Origin of the sequence: Acinetobacter sp. GG2 (assembly GCF_000292385.1) — a bacterium.
Taxonomy (GTDB): Bacteria; Pseudomonadota; Gammaproteobacteria; order Pseudomonadales; family Moraxellaceae; genus Acinetobacter; species Acinetobacter seifertii.
Window position 1 is genome coordinate 55,142 of record NZ_ALOW01000030.1, and the last position, 18,190, is coordinate 73,331.

The following is an 18,190-nucleotide window of genomic DNA, read 5'->3' on the forward strand; positions in this document are numbered from 1 at the left end:
TTTTGAAAGATTATGGATAAATTATAATCTTGGTATGATTAGGGACTAATTGCCAAATTTCATCTATATCTATATTTCTAACTGCAATACAACCTAAAGTCCAATCTTTGTGTGGCATATAACTTGAACTAAAAGGTATCCATAAAAAGGACTTTGGGGCAGATCCATGGATCATGATATTCCCACCTGCTGGCTGATTATGCTGTTTAGCATAGGCGACATCTTGTATATTAGGATAGGAAATATGCAATGATTTATAGAAAGCACTTTTGGGATTGCGCCAGTCTATAGAATAAACACCTTCAGGTGTTTTACCGTCATTTTCAAAGTTTTTATGCCCTTCAGGGTTGAAGCCTAAAAGAATAGGGTAACGACGAATTACTTCCTGATCACTTTTAAGTAGAAGTATGTGTTGATTTTTAAACACTTCAATTGAGGTTATAGGTTTTGTCTTTATAAGGTGAGATATCTCATTACTTGTGAGTTCTTTATGAGAAGTGACAAAAGTAGGTAAATATTTTTCATACTTATAAAAAGCAATTCCAAGTGGAATGAATAGAAGTGTACAAATAATGATAGGTCTAATTTTCATATATTATTCTTTGATGTTTAAGAAACTCTCTTAAGTGACTTAAGAGAGTTTTAGTTTTTTAATATTAAGACGAACAACTTACCGCTACATCAGGCACATCACTTGGTAAAGGGCCTAAATCTTCTGGTTTTTCCAAATCTGGCTGTCGTGTATAAGGATGATTGAGTAGCTTAAACAAACGGTCTACCTCACTAAAATCATCTCGCTCCGCTGCTTCAATAGCGCGCTGTGCCATATGATTACGTAAAGTATAAACTGGATTTGCTTGTTGCATGTTTGCATCAAGTTCATCTGTATCTTGATGTTCACGGATATTTTCATATTGGCTAAGGAACTCGTCAAACTGTCGAATATCGAGGCAGTCATCACGTAGAGCCTTATACTCTTTATTTTGCAGTCGAATAAAACTTTGAGTGTAATCTAGCTGCTCGGTTTGTAAGATTCTTAAAAAAGCAAAACTACAATCAAGGCTATCTTTATGGAAATGAGGAAGTCCCATTTTTTTGCACAATCCAGTGGCGTAGTACTCAATAAAGGTGGGTTCAAACTCTTCTAAGCAAGCAGCTAATTCTTCTTTGAATTGCTCTTTTTGCTCAGGTTCAGCAAGTGGAATAAGATTATTTAACCAAGTCCATAAATTCCAGTGTGCAATACTTGGCTGGTTTTGGTAGGTGTAACGCCCTTGGTAGTCAGAATGGTTGTTAATCCAGTTCGGGCGGAAACGTTCCATAAAACCATATGGACCAAAATCGAGTGTAGAACCTGTAATATTTAAGTTATCGGTATTCATCACGCCGTGAGCAAAACCGACCAGCTGCCATTTGGCAATCATGATGGCTGTATTTCTAATCACAGCTTTAGCAAAAGCTAAAATAGGCTGTTCTTCTTTTTGGCATTCTGGATAGTGCCATTCAATACATTTTTGAGTGAACTCTGTTAATAACTCAGGTGCATATTGATTGATCCATTCAAAATGACCTAGACGAATATGACATTCAGAGGTTCTAAGCAGCATTGCACCAGGTTCTAATGTCTCGCGTTGCACACCTTGAGCGGAACTTGTAAAACCTACTGCATGACTAGAAGCAACTCCTAAAGCGTTTAAGGCATGTCCTGCTAAATATTCACGAATAACAGAGCGTAAAACTGCTCGACCATCTCCCATACGTGAATAGGGGGTAGGGCCAGCACCCTTTAAATGTAAATCGATGGTTTGGCCATTTTTATTCAGAATTTGTCCAATGAGTAAACCACGTCCGTCGCCTAGCTGACCTGCCCATTGCCCAAATTGATGGCCTGCATAAACCATTGCTAAAGGTGGAAACTCTGAGAAAGTCCGCTGACCACTGCAAATTTCTACCCATGCCTCTTTTTCTTCATCCGTCCATTGTAGTTCTTCGGCTAAAGCTAAATTGAAGTGTCCAGCTTTCGCTCCACGAAGAGGAGTGGGCTGCTGTATATGAAAAAGCTTAGGATTGAGTGAGGAATAAAGCGGATTAAAGTGCATAGACTGGACTAAATATTTGAGGCGAACTTCACTATACCATAGTTAAAAACCAGCCAAAAAAATAGCGCCTGTAAAGCATGGCTTTTACAGGCGCTATTTCGAACTAGAGTCGTATTAGTCTGGTACGACGTTAGTGTTCTTTTTAATGTTGCGCATTAAAGTTTCTAAACACTCACGGTGATGACTCAAACGATGTTCAAGCAATTGGAAATCAACCTTTAACTTATGATCCATTTTATGAATCTTTTCAGCCATAGCTGCTTTCTTCGCTTGTAACTCTTGTTCTTTGAGTTTTGCCCAGTCATTTAAAGTGTGGGTAAATGCTTCATATTCTTGAGCAATGCGTTGCTTCATTTGGCTCATGTCAGCATTTACATCATGGCCATAAATAGCAAGGTCTTGTTCAGCATATTTAAACTTCATTGCCAATTCTGCTTTTTTAATATTAAAGCTTGGAATACGACGTAAGTTCTTTGCTAAACCAACTTTAGAACATGTCCAGATTAACCATTTAGTTGGATCATATTGCCACCACTTCACACCATTACGATAATCGTATTGGAAAATATGGTGATAGTTATGATAACCCTCGCCCCATGTTGCAATCGCTAACCAGAAGTTATCGCGTGCTGAGTTTTCATCGGTATAAGGGCGTTTACCAAACATATGGCAAAGTGAGTTAATGAAGAATGTTACTTGATGGCTAATGATTAAACGCAATAAACCACCGAGAAGTACAACTCCCCATAAGTCGCCAGTTGCCCAGCCAACTAAACCTAAAATACCGACATGAACTGCTACAACCATTAGACCGTAGTATTTATGTTGGAACATCACCAGTTTGTCATTGAGCAAATCAGGTGCGTTTTTAAAGTCAGGTTTAGATGGAGAATGATCGCGGATCATCCAACCCATATGGGCATACCAGAAACCACGTTCAATCGAGTATGGATCTTCATCCACATGGTCAACATGGCGGTGATGAGTACGATGACCAGATGCCCAAAACAGAATACTGTTTTGTACAGCAAATGTGCCTGCAATCATTAAAAGAATTTTAAGTGGTAATGACGCTTCATAAGCACGGTGTGCCCAAAGACGATGGTAACCAGCAGTAATCCCCATGCTACTTAAAGCTAAAAGAAAAAATAAGCTTACCCATGCGCTTACACTAAAATCATAATAATACGCATAAATCGGGATTATGATTGCAGCAAGAATTGGTAAACCAATTAAGGTAATGCTAGCGGTCCAGTTAATTGGGGCCTTGAGTGGGGCGGAAGTCATATCCGGCAGCGCTCCTAGAAACCTTGTTAAACAAGGTAAAAAGACAAAACGACATAGCAAAACCAATCATCAAGATTTATTGCTATTTTGAACATTATATTAGCATGTGCTTAGTGAGAATCACTAATATTATTGTACAGATGTACTGAAAGAACCGTAACAGAATTAAACCATGCTTGGCAACATTTCAGATAGGAGAAGTTGTGTAATGAAAATACAGCGATTGAGAAAAATGAATAGCATTGATATTGCAAAGAAATTGCCATTGAAATGTCTTTTCATCACAATCAGCCTTGTATTGGCAGCATGTCAAAGCACGCCGCAACAAAATATTCAAAAAGGCCATGTAAAGTCTACACACCATATACAAACCCAAGTAGTCAAGAAGAAAGTGAGCCCAGAAGGTGTTCAAGACATTGATTGGCAAATTACTCAGATCAATGGGCATAAGGCAAAATTCTTTAACCAATGGCCGACTCTTTCATTGAACTCAGCGGTCAAAACTGTGTCTGGTCATACAGGATGTAACCGTATTTTTGGTCGATATACTTTCGACTTCAACCAAAAGAAACTAGATATGGAAGTTAATGCCGGTCATTCGAGTTGTGATGGCGCTTTGGCTCAAGAAGCAGAATTAGTTGATTCCTTACAACGTATTCAACGCTTCCAGTTGGTAGGTAATACCTTGTATTTACTTGATCAGAACGGACAACGCCTGATTCAGGCAGAGAAAAAATAAAAGGTGGTTAATACCACCTTTTTTCTATTTAAAGCGCTTCGAGCATTGTTGTAGGAATATCCGTAATTAAACCTTGAATATCTAAATCACGGAGCCTTTTCGCTCTTTCTACATCATTTACTGTCCATACACTAATGTTTAAACCTGCTTGATGAGACAGTTGAATCATTTCATCTGTAGCAAGTTGGTCATGCCAACCAATATGACCGCAACCATATTGATGAGCGAGTTCAATTGCTGCGGCTCCCACTGGAATTTCAACTAACAAGCCGCGTTTAAATTGTGAGTCTATGTCACGTAAGGCAGTTAAAATTTGAAGATCGAAACTTGTGATAGTCACGACTTTTTCATAACCCTGTAATTCAGTTTCAAGCTTTTGGACTAACTTTTCTGCAAATGCCATATCTCTTACTGCTTTAACTTCAACCTCAATATGCTCGAAGTTATTAAGTAAGTTTAAAACGCCTGTAAGAGTTGGTGTAGGCTCTGGATTTGGCCAGTTGGGCCAGTTTTGGCGATGATCAAATGTTAAAGCTTGAGCCAAAGTGGATTGCTCAACAATTTGGTCGACTCCAGCTGTACGTAAAAAATTATCGTCATGAATAACGACCAACTCTTGGTCCTGAAGCTGGCGAATATCGAATTCGACACCACGAATACCTAAGTCTTTTATGTGCTGAAAACCACCTAATGTATTTTCAGGAGCTTCTCGGCGTGCACCACGATGACCAATAATGCGCATAATTTTCTTCTATTCAGTTATTGTTGATTATGGTCTCTTCAAAAGTAGAGACCATACTTAAATTAGTCTATTTTTAAATAATCTCATTAATATTTTTTTGCCAAAGGACTTCTTGTCCACCTTCGGCACGTTGCAAAGCACGAGATGCGACAAATAACCAGTCTGATAGACGGTTCAAAAGTTGAAGCGCCGTGGCTTGAATATTTTGATCACGCGTTTGTACCGACAACAGTGACCGTTCTGCACGACGGCAAACAGCTCGTGCTTGTTGTGCATAACTGCAAGATAAAGAACCAGATGGCAGAATAAACTCTTTCAGCATAGGCAAATCTTCATTCATACGGTCAATTTCTTTTTCCAGAAACTCAATACAAACGGGCTGAAGTAAATTGTAGTTTGGAATACAAACTTCGCCACCTAAGTCGAAAAGCCAATGTTGGATCAAGCTCAGGCTTTTGTCCCAATCTGCTTTATTGGTCACTTGGCTGGCTGTGATTTGTGCGCGTAGTACACCAATAATTGCATTGAGTTCATCGACATCACCAAGCGCCGCAATTCGTAAATCATCTTTGGCAACACGAGAGCCATCGCCTAAACCTGTTGTACCTGAGTCGCCTGTGCGTGTATAGATTTTACTTAAACGGTGTCCCATGATGGATATCCTGAACATAAAAAAGGGGATAATGTCGGTCAAAACATTACCCCGAAACTGGAGTTAAGAAAATATTTTTATAATAAAGATTTGCTTAGTAGCTTAATGTCACACCAGCTGATGCAAGGCGGCCAGTGGCAATATAGTATGAGCTAACCTCTGTATTCCATGCTGTCTTATATTTCGTATCATATAAATTTTGAATATTAGTAAAGATTTTGACATTTGGGTTCATTTGCCAATAAGCGTTAAAGTCAAGAGTAGTATAGCCAGGGACATCTTGTGTATCTTTTGCTTTGCCTTTTGCAACAAAAGCTGTGTTGAAACCATATACACCATTATCCCAGCCAATATTCATATTGAAGTTTTGACGTGGACGATTTGGAGCATCTTGATCAGTTTTATCATTTTTAGGTTGGACATAAGCATATTCAGCATTAATAAACCAATTATCTAATGACCACTTTAAACCTAACTCAGCACCAGTTAAGGTAGCTTTATCAATATTATAAAATACGTAATTTGTTGCGATAGAAGATACCATTAAGTTATCAACTTTAGTTTGATAAACCGAACCATATATATTAAAACCATGATTTAGTTTTTGATCAAATCCAAGTTCATATGACACACTTTCTTCAGGTTTTAAATCTGGATTTCCACCCCACCAAGCTGGTTCTGCAATAATTTGTCCTACAACTGGCGCACGAAAAGCTGTGCCAATATTTGCATATATACTAGTTGTGGGAGTGATAAGAAGACGTCCAGCAAGCTGTCCGACAGTATGTGTACCAAATTGATCATTATCTTCTACACGAATACCTGCTTGAGTATTGATACCATTATGTTGATATTGGTGTTGCAGATAATAGCCAGTAGTTTTATTAGAATTATCAAATCCTGTATCGCCACTATAAGCAACTACTTTTTCAGCAGTTGTTTTATTATGTTCTACGCCAAATAAAAGATTTTGGCTTGGTGTAAATTGCCATTTAATATTTGAATCTATTTCTTGCTGCTTTGTATTTACAATTGAGGGGTACGCTGCTTTTATTAAATTATATTGGTCTTCAAATTGAGAAAGACGTGTGTTCCAAATAATATTGTTAGTTAAATTAAGACGGGCATTAACATTGTATAAGCGGTTAGTAAAATCATAGGCTTGCGGTGCACCATAAGAAAAAAAGTCGCCAGTACCTTTATTTTCTTTGATTTCAGCTGATAAACCATATTGCTCTTTATCAACACCAACTTTAGCTGAATAACCTTTTTGATCAAAGCCAGCTTTACGTTCGTCATTGCTAATGATTTGATCACCATCTGTTTCAAAACGTTGACCACGAATTTGAGCATAATAACCGTCTTGGGCTATATCTATACCTAAAATAGATTTATAAGTATCTTTTTCACCAGCTTCGATAGTAGTAAAGACTTTATTTTCTGTAGGAGTTTTCGATATTAATTGAATTACGCCACCAATAGCATCAGTACCGTATTGAACTGATGCAGGACCTCGTAATATTTCAATTTGTTTAATATCGCTTGTATCAAATAATTGGATATTTTGACCTGCTACAGTTGCTGTATTTGAACGCATGCCATCTTGTAAAAATAGAGTGTGTCCAGCACTTGCTCCTCGAATAAATACAGAAGCTGTTTGGCCATAACCGCCTGTTTGATGAACAGTTAAACCCGCTTCTTTTCTTAATAAAGAAGGTAAATCTGCAATAGGATTCTGCTCAATGGTTTTTTCATCAATCACTGAAATACGCGCCGGAACTTCACTCGCTTTTTCTGCGCTTTTTGAAGCAGTCACTACAATTGGATCAAGCTGAGTTGTGGTAGTTGTATCTTCAGCAAAAATAACAGGTGAACACCCCATCGCAATAGCGATAGCCCCCACCAGACGGGTAGGTTGAAAAGACTTAGACATAACATGCTCCATACATTCACCCCACGTGAATGATCGGGTAGATAGATGAAACAAGCAGGTCTCCGGACTTCAGCGCCATAAATCATTTATGGACATATTCACCTTCCCACATCACTGCAGTGGTGTAAGTCGATTTCGACTTAAAAAATATGCTTTACATTGTTACCGTTGCGGGGGCAGTGCCGGACTTTCACCAGCTTCCCTAAAGCATCAATTGCTTGCACTTGCTTCCATTTGAACGCAGTATAAAGTGCTGAATTACTTCCGACAATGTCATTTCGACCAATTCCCAGAGAACTTTTACGCAAGGGACAAAAATTGCATTACAATGGCGTTTATTTTAAAAAATGGTTGTAGTTTAGGCAGATCATGAGCCCATCAAACCAAAAACGTACACGAGCAAAAATCTGTGGAATTACTCGTAAGCAAGATGTTCAAGCAGTAGTTACAGCTGGAGCAGATGCGATAGGTTTTGTTTTTTTCCCGCCAAGTCCAAGAAATGTAACAGTTGAACAAGCACAAGAATTAGCAAAACTTATTCCGCCTTATGTACAAATGGTGGGTTTGTTTGTAAATGCGAGTGCCACTGAAATTCAGGATGTACTTGATTGTGTTCCCCTAGATGTATTACAACTACATGGCGATGAAACTCCAGAACAATGTCAAGATATTGCTCGCCATTGTAAGCGTCGCTGGTATAAGGCGATTCAGGTAAAACCTGATCTGGATGTAGTTGCTGAAATTCAAAAATATCAGGCAGCTGGTGCCAGTGCTGTATTGCTCGATGCATGGCATCCTGAGCTCAAAGGGGGCACAGGTCATCAGTTTGACTGGTCTAAATTCCCGAAACTTGATATTCCATTAATTTTGGCAGGTGGTTTAACCCCTGACAATGTCATTGACGCTATTCATACTACCGGTGCTTTTGCAGTAGATGTGAGCGGAGGCGTAGAGTCCGCAAAAGGTATAAAAGACCAACAACTCATTGAACGATTTATGCAAGGAGTCCAACGTGGATCAGCAAAATAATGTGATTGACTATACCCAATTCCCAGATGCAAATGGGCATTTCGGTATCCATGGCGGACGTTTTGTGTCAGAAACATTAATGGCGGCATTAGAAGATTTAGAAAATCTCTATTCCCGCATGAAAAATGATGAACAGTTTCTGGCAGAATTCGACCGTGACCTCGCCTACTATGTAGGTCGTCCTAGTCCACTTTATTATGCTGAGCGATGGTCAAAAGAGTTAGGTGGTGCGCAAATTTATCTTAAACGTGAAGATTTGAACCATACAGGCTCACACAAGGTAAATAACACGATTGGTCAGGCATTATTGGCAAAGCTTTCTGGCAAAAAACGTATTATTGCTGAGACTGGTGCAGGCCAACATGGTGTAGCAACAGCAACAATTGCAGCACGTTTAGGTCTTGAATGTGTTGTGTATATGGGTGCTGAAGACGTTAAGCGTCAAGCTATGAACGTTTATCGTATGCGTTTGTTGGGTGCTACAGTTGTACCTGTGCAAAGCGGTTCAAAAACATTAAAAGATGCCATGAACGAAGCAATGCGTGACTGGGTAACCAATGTTGATAGTACTTACTATGTGATTGGTACAGTTGCAGGTCCGCATCCATATCCTCAATTGGTTCGTGACTTCCAATCTATTATTGGCCGTGAAGCACGTAAACAGATCCTGGAGCAAGCCGGTCGCTTACCAGATGCGTTAGTTGCATGTGTGGGTGGCGGTTCAAATGCAATGGGCTTGTTCTATCCATTCTTAAATGATGCCAACGTGAAAATGTATGGCGTTGAAGCTGCTGGTTTTGGTATTGAAACTGGAAAACACTCTGCACCATTAAATGCAGGGCATGTTGGTGTGTTGCATGGTAACCGTACTTACCTCATGAGTGATGCACAAGGCCAAATTATCGAGACACATAGTATCTCGGCAGGTTTGGACTATCCGGGTGTTGGTCCTGAACATAGCTTCTTGAAAGATATGAAGCGCGTAGAATACGTGCCAATTAACGATACAGAAGCTCTTCAAGGTTTCCGTGACTTAACCAAGATTGAAGGGATTATTCCTGCGCTTGAAAGCTCACATGCAATGGCGTATGTCTCTAAGCTTGCACCAACCATGTCTAAAGATCAGATTATTATTGCGACTGTTTCAGGCCGTGGTGATAAAGATTTAATGACAGTTGCACGCATTGATGGCGTAGAAATGGTTGAGATGTAAGAGGAAAAAATGCCAAGCTTGTTTATGGTGATGTTAGGTGGCCGTCATGCACGTGCCAATACAGAAGTCCATGATGTTGTGATGGCTGTAGGGGATACTTTGGAAGAAATTTACCCTCAACTTAAACAAGCTTGGTTTGGTGAGGCTCAAGGGTTACATATCGATGCTTGGGCCAAGCTCTCTGGTGTTAACTCTCAAGGGCAGAACTATCAAATCCAGTTTTCTGATGCAGCGCCGTCAGCCTCAGATCTAAAGTTGTATTTGATTAATCTGGGTGGCTATACACCTAATGCTTTTGGTGAGTTACATAGTTATCATTTGGTAGTTGCACCTAGTGCGGTAAGTGCCAAACAATTAGGTAAACAGTTTATTGATCAGGAATGGCATAAACCACATACCGACCGTGTAGTGGATATTGATGATTGCATTCCGATTGACCATATTGCAGGTCGTTATATCCAACTAGTACAAGGAGAGTTCAATCCAACAAGTTGGGAAAATACTTATTTAGTTCTTTAATTGTACTTAAAAAAAGCTTAAAGGCAAAAATAAAATATAAAAAATTGCTGATCTCATGTATAGCTCTCTCAAATCGCAACTTTTTTCTAGCACTATTTACAATTCATCTCCTTAGACTAAAAGCTCAACATAAACTCTTTGGAGTAATCAAAATGGGTCTTCTAGATGAAGTAGGTAAAATTGCCGGTGCAATTATCGCAGAACAAGGCGTCGATAAATTAGATCCAGATGCAGGTTTTCTAGAAAAAGCAGCAGGTGCCTTTGCTGGTTATGAAGCAGCAAAAATCGCTGAGAAAAAATTGGAAAATCAGGACAGTAACGGGCAAGAGTCAGAACCAGAACAAGCAAGTGATGATGACGCTTAACTTTTAGAAATTGAATTGCACTTAAATCATGAGTTGAATTTGATTTTGTTGATGGATTGGGTCATAGCTACTGCAATAGACTCTCAAAGAGTTTAAGTTATCGTATATCGATTTAAGTGAATAATAGAAAAAAGAGCATATCAATATGCTCTTTTTTTTATGGCTCAACAAAAGTCATTTGAAGATCAAAACAGATGAGTAGCCAACTGGTCAGTGATCAGTCTATTATTAGTTAATAGATGAGCAGGAAATCAACGGATAATAAATAATGGATTTAATTCAAGAAAATGGACAGCCTCGTTATGGGCGTTTTGAATCTGTACCGTCGACCATTCATGTACAACGTTATATTTATAAAACACCTTATGGTAAAGCCTTAAAGGGCTGGCGGAAGCAATTAAAGTATAAAAAATTTAAATTCTGCGGCATTCAGCATAAGCACTACAGTATTGGTTTAGCAATTGCAGATATTGGTTGGGTTGGACATGGGTTTCTCTATATCTATGATCATGAAACAAAGCAAGTCATTGAGTGGAATGCGATTCAGCCCTTAGGTCATAAAACTCATCTTGATGAACAGCCGTTATTTAATCAAAGCTATTTTTCTAAATCGCCTTATCAGATCGATATTCAGCATGCCAATGGTGTGCGATACATTCGGGTGACTAAATATGGTGAAATTTGTTTGAGTGCCCGTATTTTTTGTGCGGGGACAGATATCTTAAGTTTGTGTACCCCAACAGGTATTAATGGTTGGACGTATACCCAAAAGCAGACCACTTTGGCTGTTGAAGGTATGTTCATGAGTAAACAAAAACAACTTGTGCAATTTGATGAAAAGACATTTGCATCCTTAGATGATACCTGTGGTTTTTTACGTCCTGAAACAGCGTGGTTTTGGCTTTCATGTAATTTTTGGGATGAGCAGGGGCGACGTATTGGGTTGAATTTGGCTTCTGGGGTTAATGAAAGTTTTGGTAATGAAAACTGTTTATGGGTGAATGGCGTTTTATTTCCACTTACAGATGTTTTATTTGAAAAAATAAATGATGAGACATGGAAAATTAGCTCTTTAGATCAAAAGCTTAATCTACAAGTCCATATTGGTTGGTGTCGATACGAAAACATTAATCTAAGGATGATTGGAAGTCAGTTCAATCAGTGGCAAGCTAAAATAAGCGGCAGTATTGAACATGAGGCAATTGATACAATCACTTGCAATGAGCAATACGGACTATTAGAACAACATTATGCAAAATGGTAACAAGCAGGTTATAAACCTGCTTGCCAAAATGCTTCACCCGCTGCGATTGGGTCATTTGTTTTTTCTAAAGTTTCAATCCAAACAGGATACTGACGAATAACTGGATGTTGGCTTGGGTGAAAATCTTTTTTAAACCAGTCCAGATATTGTTTTTTCATGGCGGTTAATGTGCCGTTTTTTCCAAAGAACCAAGGTAAACCTTTGAGTGTCATCGACAACCTTTCTTTAGGGCTGAAGCCATCACATTTCAACATAATGTTGGTTCTATAGAGTGTGAAACCAAACATGAGTACTGTTGTCAGAACCAATACAAAACAACGTGTTGACTCTGGAACGTCACCTACTTGTCTCATGACATCAAATGCAACATCTCGATGTTCCATTTCTTCAATGGCATGCCATGCAAATAATGCACGAACATAAGGATGTGCATTTTCTAAAGTTTTTTTATTGCTATAAAAAGTTTCCGCCATTAATGCTGTTAAATGTTCAGCTGCTGCTGTCATGGCAATATTGTATTGTGGTGAACGTTGGGTAAGCTCAAAACGGAAAATTCTTTTAAGTGTGCTTGTGAACTCATCTACAGGCATACCTTGCTCTTTCATGAGCTGATTCATTTTGTCATGGGCAATACCATGTTGAGCTTCTTGTTTAATAAAATCGGCAACTCGCTTTTGTAGTTCCGGGTCATCAATTTTGTCACGGAACATTCGTACACATTCTATGAAGTAACGCTCTCCGTCTGGAAATGTTAAGCTGAGTGCATCAAACATACGAGTCAAAAAGGGATCGTTATTAAACCAAAATCGTGGTGCTTCGTTTAAATGAAAATCTAGATCTTTGCGAACCACTGGCTCGACCTGATAAGAAACATGTGCGTTCATCTTTGTATTTCTCGCAACTAAGCTTTTTCTTAGTATGTCGTGAATGGTCGGCTTTGTTTTGACAGTTATCGCCAATTTTTATACAGTTTGCGACAAGATGGCAGTAAAAAAAGGAAACGCCATGCAAGAATTTACGATCTCTAACGGGTACTTTTATCTTTGGAATACGTATTTAAAAGAAAAGGGAGTCGCTTGGCAGACACTTAATTTAAATGACACTCAAACTCGCCAAGTTCAAAATATTTTGTCTGCCTCTATTGATGCTCAATCTTCTTTGCATCTTTTCATTGAGCTTTTAGAATTGACTGAATCTCGATTACAAGTGACCAATTTGGCTTTAGAAATGGCGGCCTGTATTACACCTGCAAACTTTGGGGTGCTGGGTTACATGGCATCTAGAAGTGATACTTTGGGTCAAGTGGTTCAGTATATTGCTAAGTTTCACCGCTTAGTCATAGATGGCGAGCAAGTTGTACCCATACAAATTGAGCAAGATGCTTCCAAAATTCGATTGTATTGGCCTTTGGTTGATGCCAGTAATATTGTACTTAGTGAGTTAACTTTAGCAGCAATGGTACAGCTCGCTAAAGAGATTGCTCCCTTACATGATTTTCTTTTACAGCATATTGAGTTTGTACATCGACCTCGAGGTGCCCTGGTTCATTATCAACGGTTCTTTCAGTGTAAATTGTCATTTGACCGACCTTACTATGCATTAACTTTTGCAAGTGAAAGTTTAAATGTTCGTCCCCAGCATGCAGACCCAACTTTAGTACAGCTTTTAGTAAAACAAGCCGAAGAAGCTTTGGTTCAAAGAAAAGTACATACCGATTTAGTTCAGCAAATACATTGGATCGTACAAGAATATTTCAAGCATAAACAGCAAGCACCCAAAATAGAAGATATTGCCATCGAGCTCAATGTTTCAGTGAGGAGTTTGCAACGCCAACTACAGGCATTAAACACTTCATTTAAATTAATTTTAGATGCTGAGCGTATGAAGCGCTGCGAGATATTGTTAAGTCAAAATGAAAGTCTTACAGCAATTGCTGACCAGTTGGGTTATTCCGATCAGTCTGCACTTGCAAGAGCACATAAAAACTTAACAGGACAAACGTTACTCACTCGTAAAAAGCAATTGCAACTCGCCCATAAAAATACAGAGTAATAGAGTTTTTGATGTTTTTTTTGCTCAAATTGCAAATAAATAATGACTCAAAAATAGGAAGCTTTGATCATTGAGAAAAGTTTCAAAATATTGATAAATGTACGCCATGGGTTGTATGAATCATACAATCGAATATCGCCATAACGTTAGACCTGTTCAATGAGCAAAAAATAGCGTTAAAATGCGATGTTCTTGTATTTCTACAAACAACTCCTCAATTTTAAATAATTCAAGGAAAGCACAACCCTATGTCACGTCTTGCCACCCGTTTTGAAAAGTTGCAGTCCCAACAGCGTAAAGCACTTGTATCTTACGTCATGGCGGGTGATCCACAGCCACAAGTAACGGTACCGTTACTTCATAAAATGGTTGAGGCAGGAGTAGACGTCATTGAGCTTGGCTTACCATTTTCAGATCCAATGGCTGATGGGCCAGTAATTGCGCTTGCGGCTGAACGTGCACTTGCAGCAGGGACTAATACCTTAGATGCATTGAACATGGTAAAAGAGTTTCGTGAACAGGATCAGGAAACACCTGTAGTTTTGATGGGTTATCTCAATCCTGTTGAAGTAATTGGTTATGAAAAATTTGTTTCTTATGCGAAACAATGTGGTGTAGATGGCTTATTACTTGTGGATTTACCACCAGAAGAGTCAAAAGAATTTGGTGCAATCTTAAAACAGCATGATATGGATCAAATTTTCTTACTTGCACCAACTTCAACCGATCAACGTATTCAACACGTAGCGAATCAGGCAAGTGGGTTTATCTACTATGTTTCACTTAAAGGTGTTACTGGTGCAGCGACTTTAGATACTTCTGAAGCTGCTGCACGTATTGAGAAAATCAAGAGTATGACTAACGTTCCAGTTGGCGTTGGTTTTGGTATTAGTGATGCTGCTTCCGCGAAAGCGATGGGTAGTGCTGCAGATGCTGTGATTGTAGGTAGTGCTTTCGTTAAATCTTTTGCAACGTTGACAGCTGAAGAAGCTGTTGAACAGACGGTGAATAAAGTCAAGGAGCTTCGAGCAGCGCTCGATGAGTTAGTATGAATCAAGAAGTGAAATCAGGGAAAGTTCTTAGCCCTTCGACACCATGGACACAACGACCAGTTCCAGGTATTGAAGTTGCAGATGAGCAACAGACTCTCAAAGCAACATTTACTGAGCCGACTATTGAGTGCCCTGAATGTCATGCTTTAGTGACACGTACAGCTATATCTTTTAACGCGTATGTATGTCCACAGTGTGACGAACACTTAAAAATGAAAGCTCGCGATCGCTTAAACTGGTTCTTCGACAATGTTGTGACTGAATTAGGTCAAGAGTTTAGTGCGAAAGATCCATTAAAGTTTGTTGATAGCAAACCGTATCCAGAACGTATGCGTGAAGCGCAAACTAAAACTGGTGAAACGGAAGCGTTAATTGCCATGCAAGGTAACTTAAATGGCGTAGACATGATTGCATGTGCTTTTGAGTTCGACTTTATGGGTGGCTCAATGGGTACTGTAGTAGGTGACCGTTTCGTTCAGGCGGCTGAGCTTGCAATTGAAAAACGCCAACCATTAATCTGCTTTGCAGCTTCTGGTGGTGCGCGTATGCAAGAAGGTATGTTGTCGCTTATGCAAATGGCGCGTACTTCTGCTGCGATTCAAAAATTAAAAGATGCTGGTTTACCTTATATCGTGGTGTTAACACATCCAGTATATGGTGGTGTAACAGCTTCTTTAGCAATGTTGGGTGACATCCATATTGCAGAACCTAAAGCAATGATTGGCTTTGCTGGTAAACGTGTAATTGAGCAAACTGTACGTGAAACATTGGAAGAACCGTTCCAACGTGCTGAATATTTGCTTGATCATGGTGTAATCGATCAGATTGTTCATCGTCATGCTTTACGTGATACTGTATCTCGACTTGTATCGAAATTGATGAACTTACCTTGAAACAACAAGCTCCACTTTCAACAGACTCTTTAGATACATGGCTCAATTATTGGAGCCATGTTCACGTTACAGGGATCGATCTTGGTCTGGAACGTGTTATTCCGGTAGCAGAAAAATTAGGAGTGACTAAACCCACTGCTAAAGTTTTTACTGTTGCTGGAACGAACGGGAAAGGTTCAACTACAACAACACTTGCATCTATATTAAAAGCGCAAGGTTACAAAGTTGGGTTGTATCAATCACCGCATATCTATCGTTTTAACGAACGAGTCAAGTTAGGTGGAGTCGAGGTTGATGATCAAAGCCTGATTGACGCTTTTGTGCAAGTTGATCAGGCTCGTCGTGATTGCGATTTAAGCTTATCTTTTTTTGAAGCAACCACTTTGGCTGCTTTTGTCATTTTTAAGCAACAACAATGCGATGTATGGGTGCTTGAAGTCGGTTTAGGCGGGCGTCTAGATGTCGTCAACGTCATTGATCCTAATATTGCTGTAATCACCAATATTGGTCTTGATCATACTGACTGGTTAGGCGATACCATTGAGAAAATTGCTTTTGAAAAAGCAGGTATTATTCGCCCTGATATTCCAGTGATTTTTGCAGGTGAACAATCTTTACCTCAAGCTATTCAAGATAAAGCCAATACTTCACAAGCGAAACTATACGCGATCAATAGAGATTATTTTTATAAACTCGCAAATGATGGAAAACACTGGTATTTTGCAAGTGAAGGAACTACTTTAAAATTACCACTAGGGTCGCTTGCAATTGAAAATATTGCAGGGGCAGTTGCTGCTGTATTAAATAGCGGACTTGAAATCTCGCAACGCGCGCTAGAGCAGGGTATTGAAAATGCACGCTTAGCAGGCCGTTTTGAAGTGCGCCAAGTTAATGGAAAAACCATAATTTTTGATGCCGGACATAATCCACATGGTGTTGAATTTTTGTTAAAGCAATTGCGAAATTTCTTAGAATACAATAAACAGTACACAGAAGTTGTCGCAGTATTTTCAATGCTGGCAGATAAAGATATAAAATCAGTAGTGGATTTATTGAAACCTACTGTTTTACATTGGAAAATTGCTGAGTTGAATGTGCCGCGTGCTGCACCGATTCAGCAGTTGAATGACGCCCTACAAGGCCAGACAATACAACAATTTGGCAATATCAAAGAGGCTTTTAAATCAGCGCTTGAGCAAACAAATAACAATCAGCTGATTTTAGCCTGTGGTTCGTTTCATACTTTAGAAGCGATTTGGGAGTATTTGGAAGAATGTCAATGAATAACAAACAACGCTGGATGGGTGGCGTTGTTTTATTAGGTGGTGGTGTTTTATTGGCAGCATTACTTCTAAAAGGAAATGAAGAAATAAAACATGTGGGCGCTGAACCACAAACCTCTACATCACCGAAATTACACGCTAAATCAAAGCCATCAGCACAAGAAGGGCAGATGGTACAGCTACAACCGCTTGCAGTGGATGTAGAAACAGAAAAACGTCTTCTTGAAGAACAACGCCGTTCTCGTGAAAAAGCGGTTGCTGAGCAAGAGGCTCGTGCTGCCGAATTCTTGGCAATGCAACAACAGGCAGAAGCAGATGCAGCCCGTAAAGCTGCTGCCGAATATGCTGCCATTAATGCTCGCCGAGCTGCTGCTCAAGAAAGCTCAGATAACATTCCTCCTGAAGTTGCAGGTTCTGATGGAAAGACAAAAGGACAGCAAACTGATACAAAAAAGTCAGTAGATACAGCTAAAGCAGAAGCCGATAAAAAAGCTGCTGAAGCAAAGAAACAAGCAGAAGCCGATAAAAAAGCCGCTGAGGCAAAACGTCAGGCTGAAGTTGATAAAAAAGCAGCAGAAGCCAAGAAGCAAGCAGAAGCTGATAAGAAAGCTGCTGAAGCTAAACATAAAGCTGAAGCCGAGAAAAAAGCGGCAGAAGCTAAACATCAAGCCGAGGCAGACAAAAAAGCTGAAGCTAAGAAGCATGCTGAAGCAGAAAAGAAAACAGCAGAAGCTAAGCACAAAGCTGACGCTGAGAAAAAAGCTGAAGCTGAGAAAGCGCGTGAGCTGCTTGAAAATGGCGATAAAAAGTGGATGGTACAAGTTGCATTGGCTGCCAATCAGGCAAATGCAGATGCTGTTGTCTCTAAACTACGTGCTAAAGGTTATAAGGTCACGACAAGTCCGACCAGTAAAGGTATCCGTATTATGGTTGGACCTGCGAAAGACCGTGATACCGCAGATGCAGCTCGTAAGAAAATTACCTCTGACTCCAGTTTAAACATGAAGTCAGCTTGGGTCATTGATTGGGTGCCATTAGATCAGCGCTAATCTGATCTAAGGTTGATTC

The 18,190-nt window shown here is 39.5% G+C and carries 18 protein-coding genes and 1 riboswitch; of the genes, 11 read left to right on the forward strand and 7 right to left on the reverse strand.

The genetic code is table 11. The annotated features are described in order from the left end of the window. Positions 1-10: 10 nt before the first annotated feature. From B554_RS0107010 to B554_RS0107020, 3 genes are all read right to left on the reverse strand, one after another. Positions 11-592 carry a L,D-transpeptidase family protein gene (locus B554_RS0107010; protein ID WP_019457496.1) on the reverse strand — a complete coding sequence of 194 codons (582 nt, stop codon included), beginning with the start codon at positions 590-592 and terminating at the stop codon, positions 11-13. A gap of 64 nt (positions 593-656) precedes the next feature. After that, entirely contained in the window at positions 657-2,099 is a 1,443-nt protein-coding gene (locus B554_RS0107015; protein WP_019457497.1) for a protein adenylyltransferase SelO, read from the reverse strand. A gap of 114 nt (positions 2,100-2,213) precedes the next feature. Next, on the reverse strand, positions 2,214-3,386 hold the full coding sequence (locus B554_RS0107020) for an acyl-CoA desaturase (protein WP_019457498.1): 1,173 nt from the start codon (positions 3,384-3,386) through the stop codon (positions 2,214-2,216). Positions 3,387-3,594: 208 nt separating this feature from the next. On the opposite strand from B554_RS0107020, the gene B554_RS0107025 reads away from it, so the two are divergent. Beyond that, complete coding sequence (locus B554_RS0107025; protein ID WP_019457499.1) at positions 3,595-4,125, forward strand: META domain-containing protein; 531 nt, start codon at positions 3,595-3,597, stop codon at positions 4,123-4,125. Between the two features lie 28 nt (positions 4,126-4,153). Here B554_RS0107025 and B554_RS0107030 read toward each other — a convergent pair whose 3' ends face one another. From B554_RS0107030 to B554_RS0107040, 3 genes are all read right to left on the reverse strand, one after another. Further along, entirely contained in the window at positions 4,154-4,867 is a 714-nt protein-coding gene (locus tag B554_RS0107030) for a glycerophosphodiester phosphodiesterase (protein ID WP_019457500.1), read from the reverse strand. 73 nt (positions 4,868-4,940) lie between these two features. Next, the gene (locus B554_RS0107035; protein WP_019457501.1) at positions 4,941-5,519 is read right to left on the reverse strand and encodes a cob(I)yrinic acid a,c-diamide adenosyltransferase; all 579 of its coding nucleotides are present in this window, start codon (positions 5,517-5,519) and stop codon (positions 4,941-4,943) included. A gap of 94 nt (positions 5,520-5,613) precedes the next feature. Beyond that, positions 5,614-7,464: a TonB-dependent receptor plug domain-containing protein gene (locus B554_RS0107040; protein WP_019457502.1), complete on the reverse strand. Its 1,851-nt coding sequence runs from the start codon at positions 7,462-7,464 to the stop codon at positions 5,614-5,616. A gap of 23 nt (positions 7,465-7,487) precedes the next feature. Further along, a riboswitch (cobalamin riboswitch) is annotated at positions 7,488-7,695 on the reverse strand. Positions 7,696-7,821: 126 nt separating this feature from the next. Here B554_RS0107040 and B554_RS0107045 point away from each other — a divergent pair. From B554_RS0107045 to B554_RS0107065, 5 genes are all read left to right on the forward strand, one after another. Next, positions 7,822-8,481, forward strand: a complete 660-nt coding sequence (locus tag B554_RS0107045; protein WP_025465134.1) for a phosphoribosylanthranilate isomerase — start codon at positions 7,822-7,824, stop codon at positions 8,479-8,481. After that, entirely contained in the window at positions 8,465-9,694 is a 1,230-nt protein-coding gene (trpB, locus tag B554_RS0107050) for a tryptophan synthase subunit beta (protein ID WP_004705701.1), read from the forward strand. The genes B554_RS0107045 and trpB overlap by 17 nt, the downstream gene beginning before the upstream one ends. A gap of 9 nt (positions 9,695-9,703) precedes the next feature. Then, entirely contained in the window at positions 9,704-10,213 is a 510-nt protein-coding gene (locus B554_RS0107055) for a DUF1543 domain-containing protein (RefSeq protein WP_019457503.1), read from the forward strand. 152 nt (positions 10,214-10,365) lie between these two features. Beyond that, positions 10,366-10,578: a hypothetical protein gene (locus B554_RS0107060; protein ID WP_019457504.1), complete on the forward strand. Its 213-nt coding sequence runs from the start codon at positions 10,366-10,368 to the stop codon at positions 10,576-10,578. Positions 10,579-10,846: 268 nt separating this feature from the next. Then, positions 10,847-11,842 (forward strand): DUF2804 domain-containing protein, encoded by a 996-nt coding sequence (locus B554_RS0107065; RefSeq protein WP_019457505.1) that lies wholly within the window; start codon positions 10,847-10,849, stop codon positions 11,840-11,842. 8 nt (positions 11,843-11,850) lie between these two features. Here B554_RS0107065 and B554_RS0107070 read toward each other — a convergent pair whose 3' ends face one another. Beyond that, entirely contained in the window at positions 11,851-12,726 is an 876-nt protein-coding gene (locus tag B554_RS0107070) for a metal-dependent hydrolase (protein WP_019457506.1), read from the reverse strand. A gap of 121 nt (positions 12,727-12,847) precedes the next feature. On the opposite strand from B554_RS0107070, the gene B554_RS0107075 reads away from it, so the two are divergent. The 5 genes from B554_RS0107075 to B554_RS0107095 all read left to right on the forward strand — a co-directional run bounded on the left by B554_RS0107075 (position 12,848) and on the right by B554_RS0107095 (position 18,171). After that, positions 12,848-13,894: an AraC family transcriptional regulator gene (locus tag B554_RS0107075; RefSeq protein ID WP_004705705.1), complete on the forward strand. Its 1,047-nt coding sequence runs from the start codon at positions 12,848-12,850 to the stop codon at positions 13,892-13,894. Positions 13,895-14,142: 248 nt separating this feature from the next. Next, the gene (gene trpA, locus B554_RS0107080) at positions 14,143-14,946 is read left to right on the forward strand and encodes a tryptophan synthase subunit alpha (protein ID WP_004705707.1); all 804 of its coding nucleotides are present in this window, start codon (positions 14,143-14,145) and stop codon (positions 14,944-14,946) included. Beyond that, positions 14,943-15,839, forward strand: a complete 897-nt coding sequence (gene accD, locus B554_RS0107085; RefSeq protein WP_004705709.1) for an acetyl-CoA carboxylase, carboxyltransferase subunit beta — start codon at positions 14,943-14,945, stop codon at positions 15,837-15,839. The genes trpA and accD overlap by 4 nt, the downstream gene beginning before the upstream one ends. Continuing rightward, positions 15,836-17,122, forward strand: a complete 1,287-nt coding sequence (gene folC / locus B554_RS0107090; protein WP_019457508.1) for a bifunctional tetrahydrofolate synthase/dihydrofolate synthase — start codon at positions 15,836-15,838, stop codon at positions 17,120-17,122. Before accD ends, folC begins: the two co-directional genes overlap by 4 nt. Continuing rightward, positions 17,113-18,171: an SPOR domain-containing protein gene (locus B554_RS0107095; RefSeq protein WP_031944934.1), complete on the forward strand. Its 1,059-nt coding sequence runs from the start codon at positions 17,113-17,115 to the stop codon at positions 18,169-18,171. The genes folC and B554_RS0107095 overlap by 10 nt, the downstream gene beginning before the upstream one ends. Positions 18,172-18,190 lie beyond the last annotated feature (19 nt).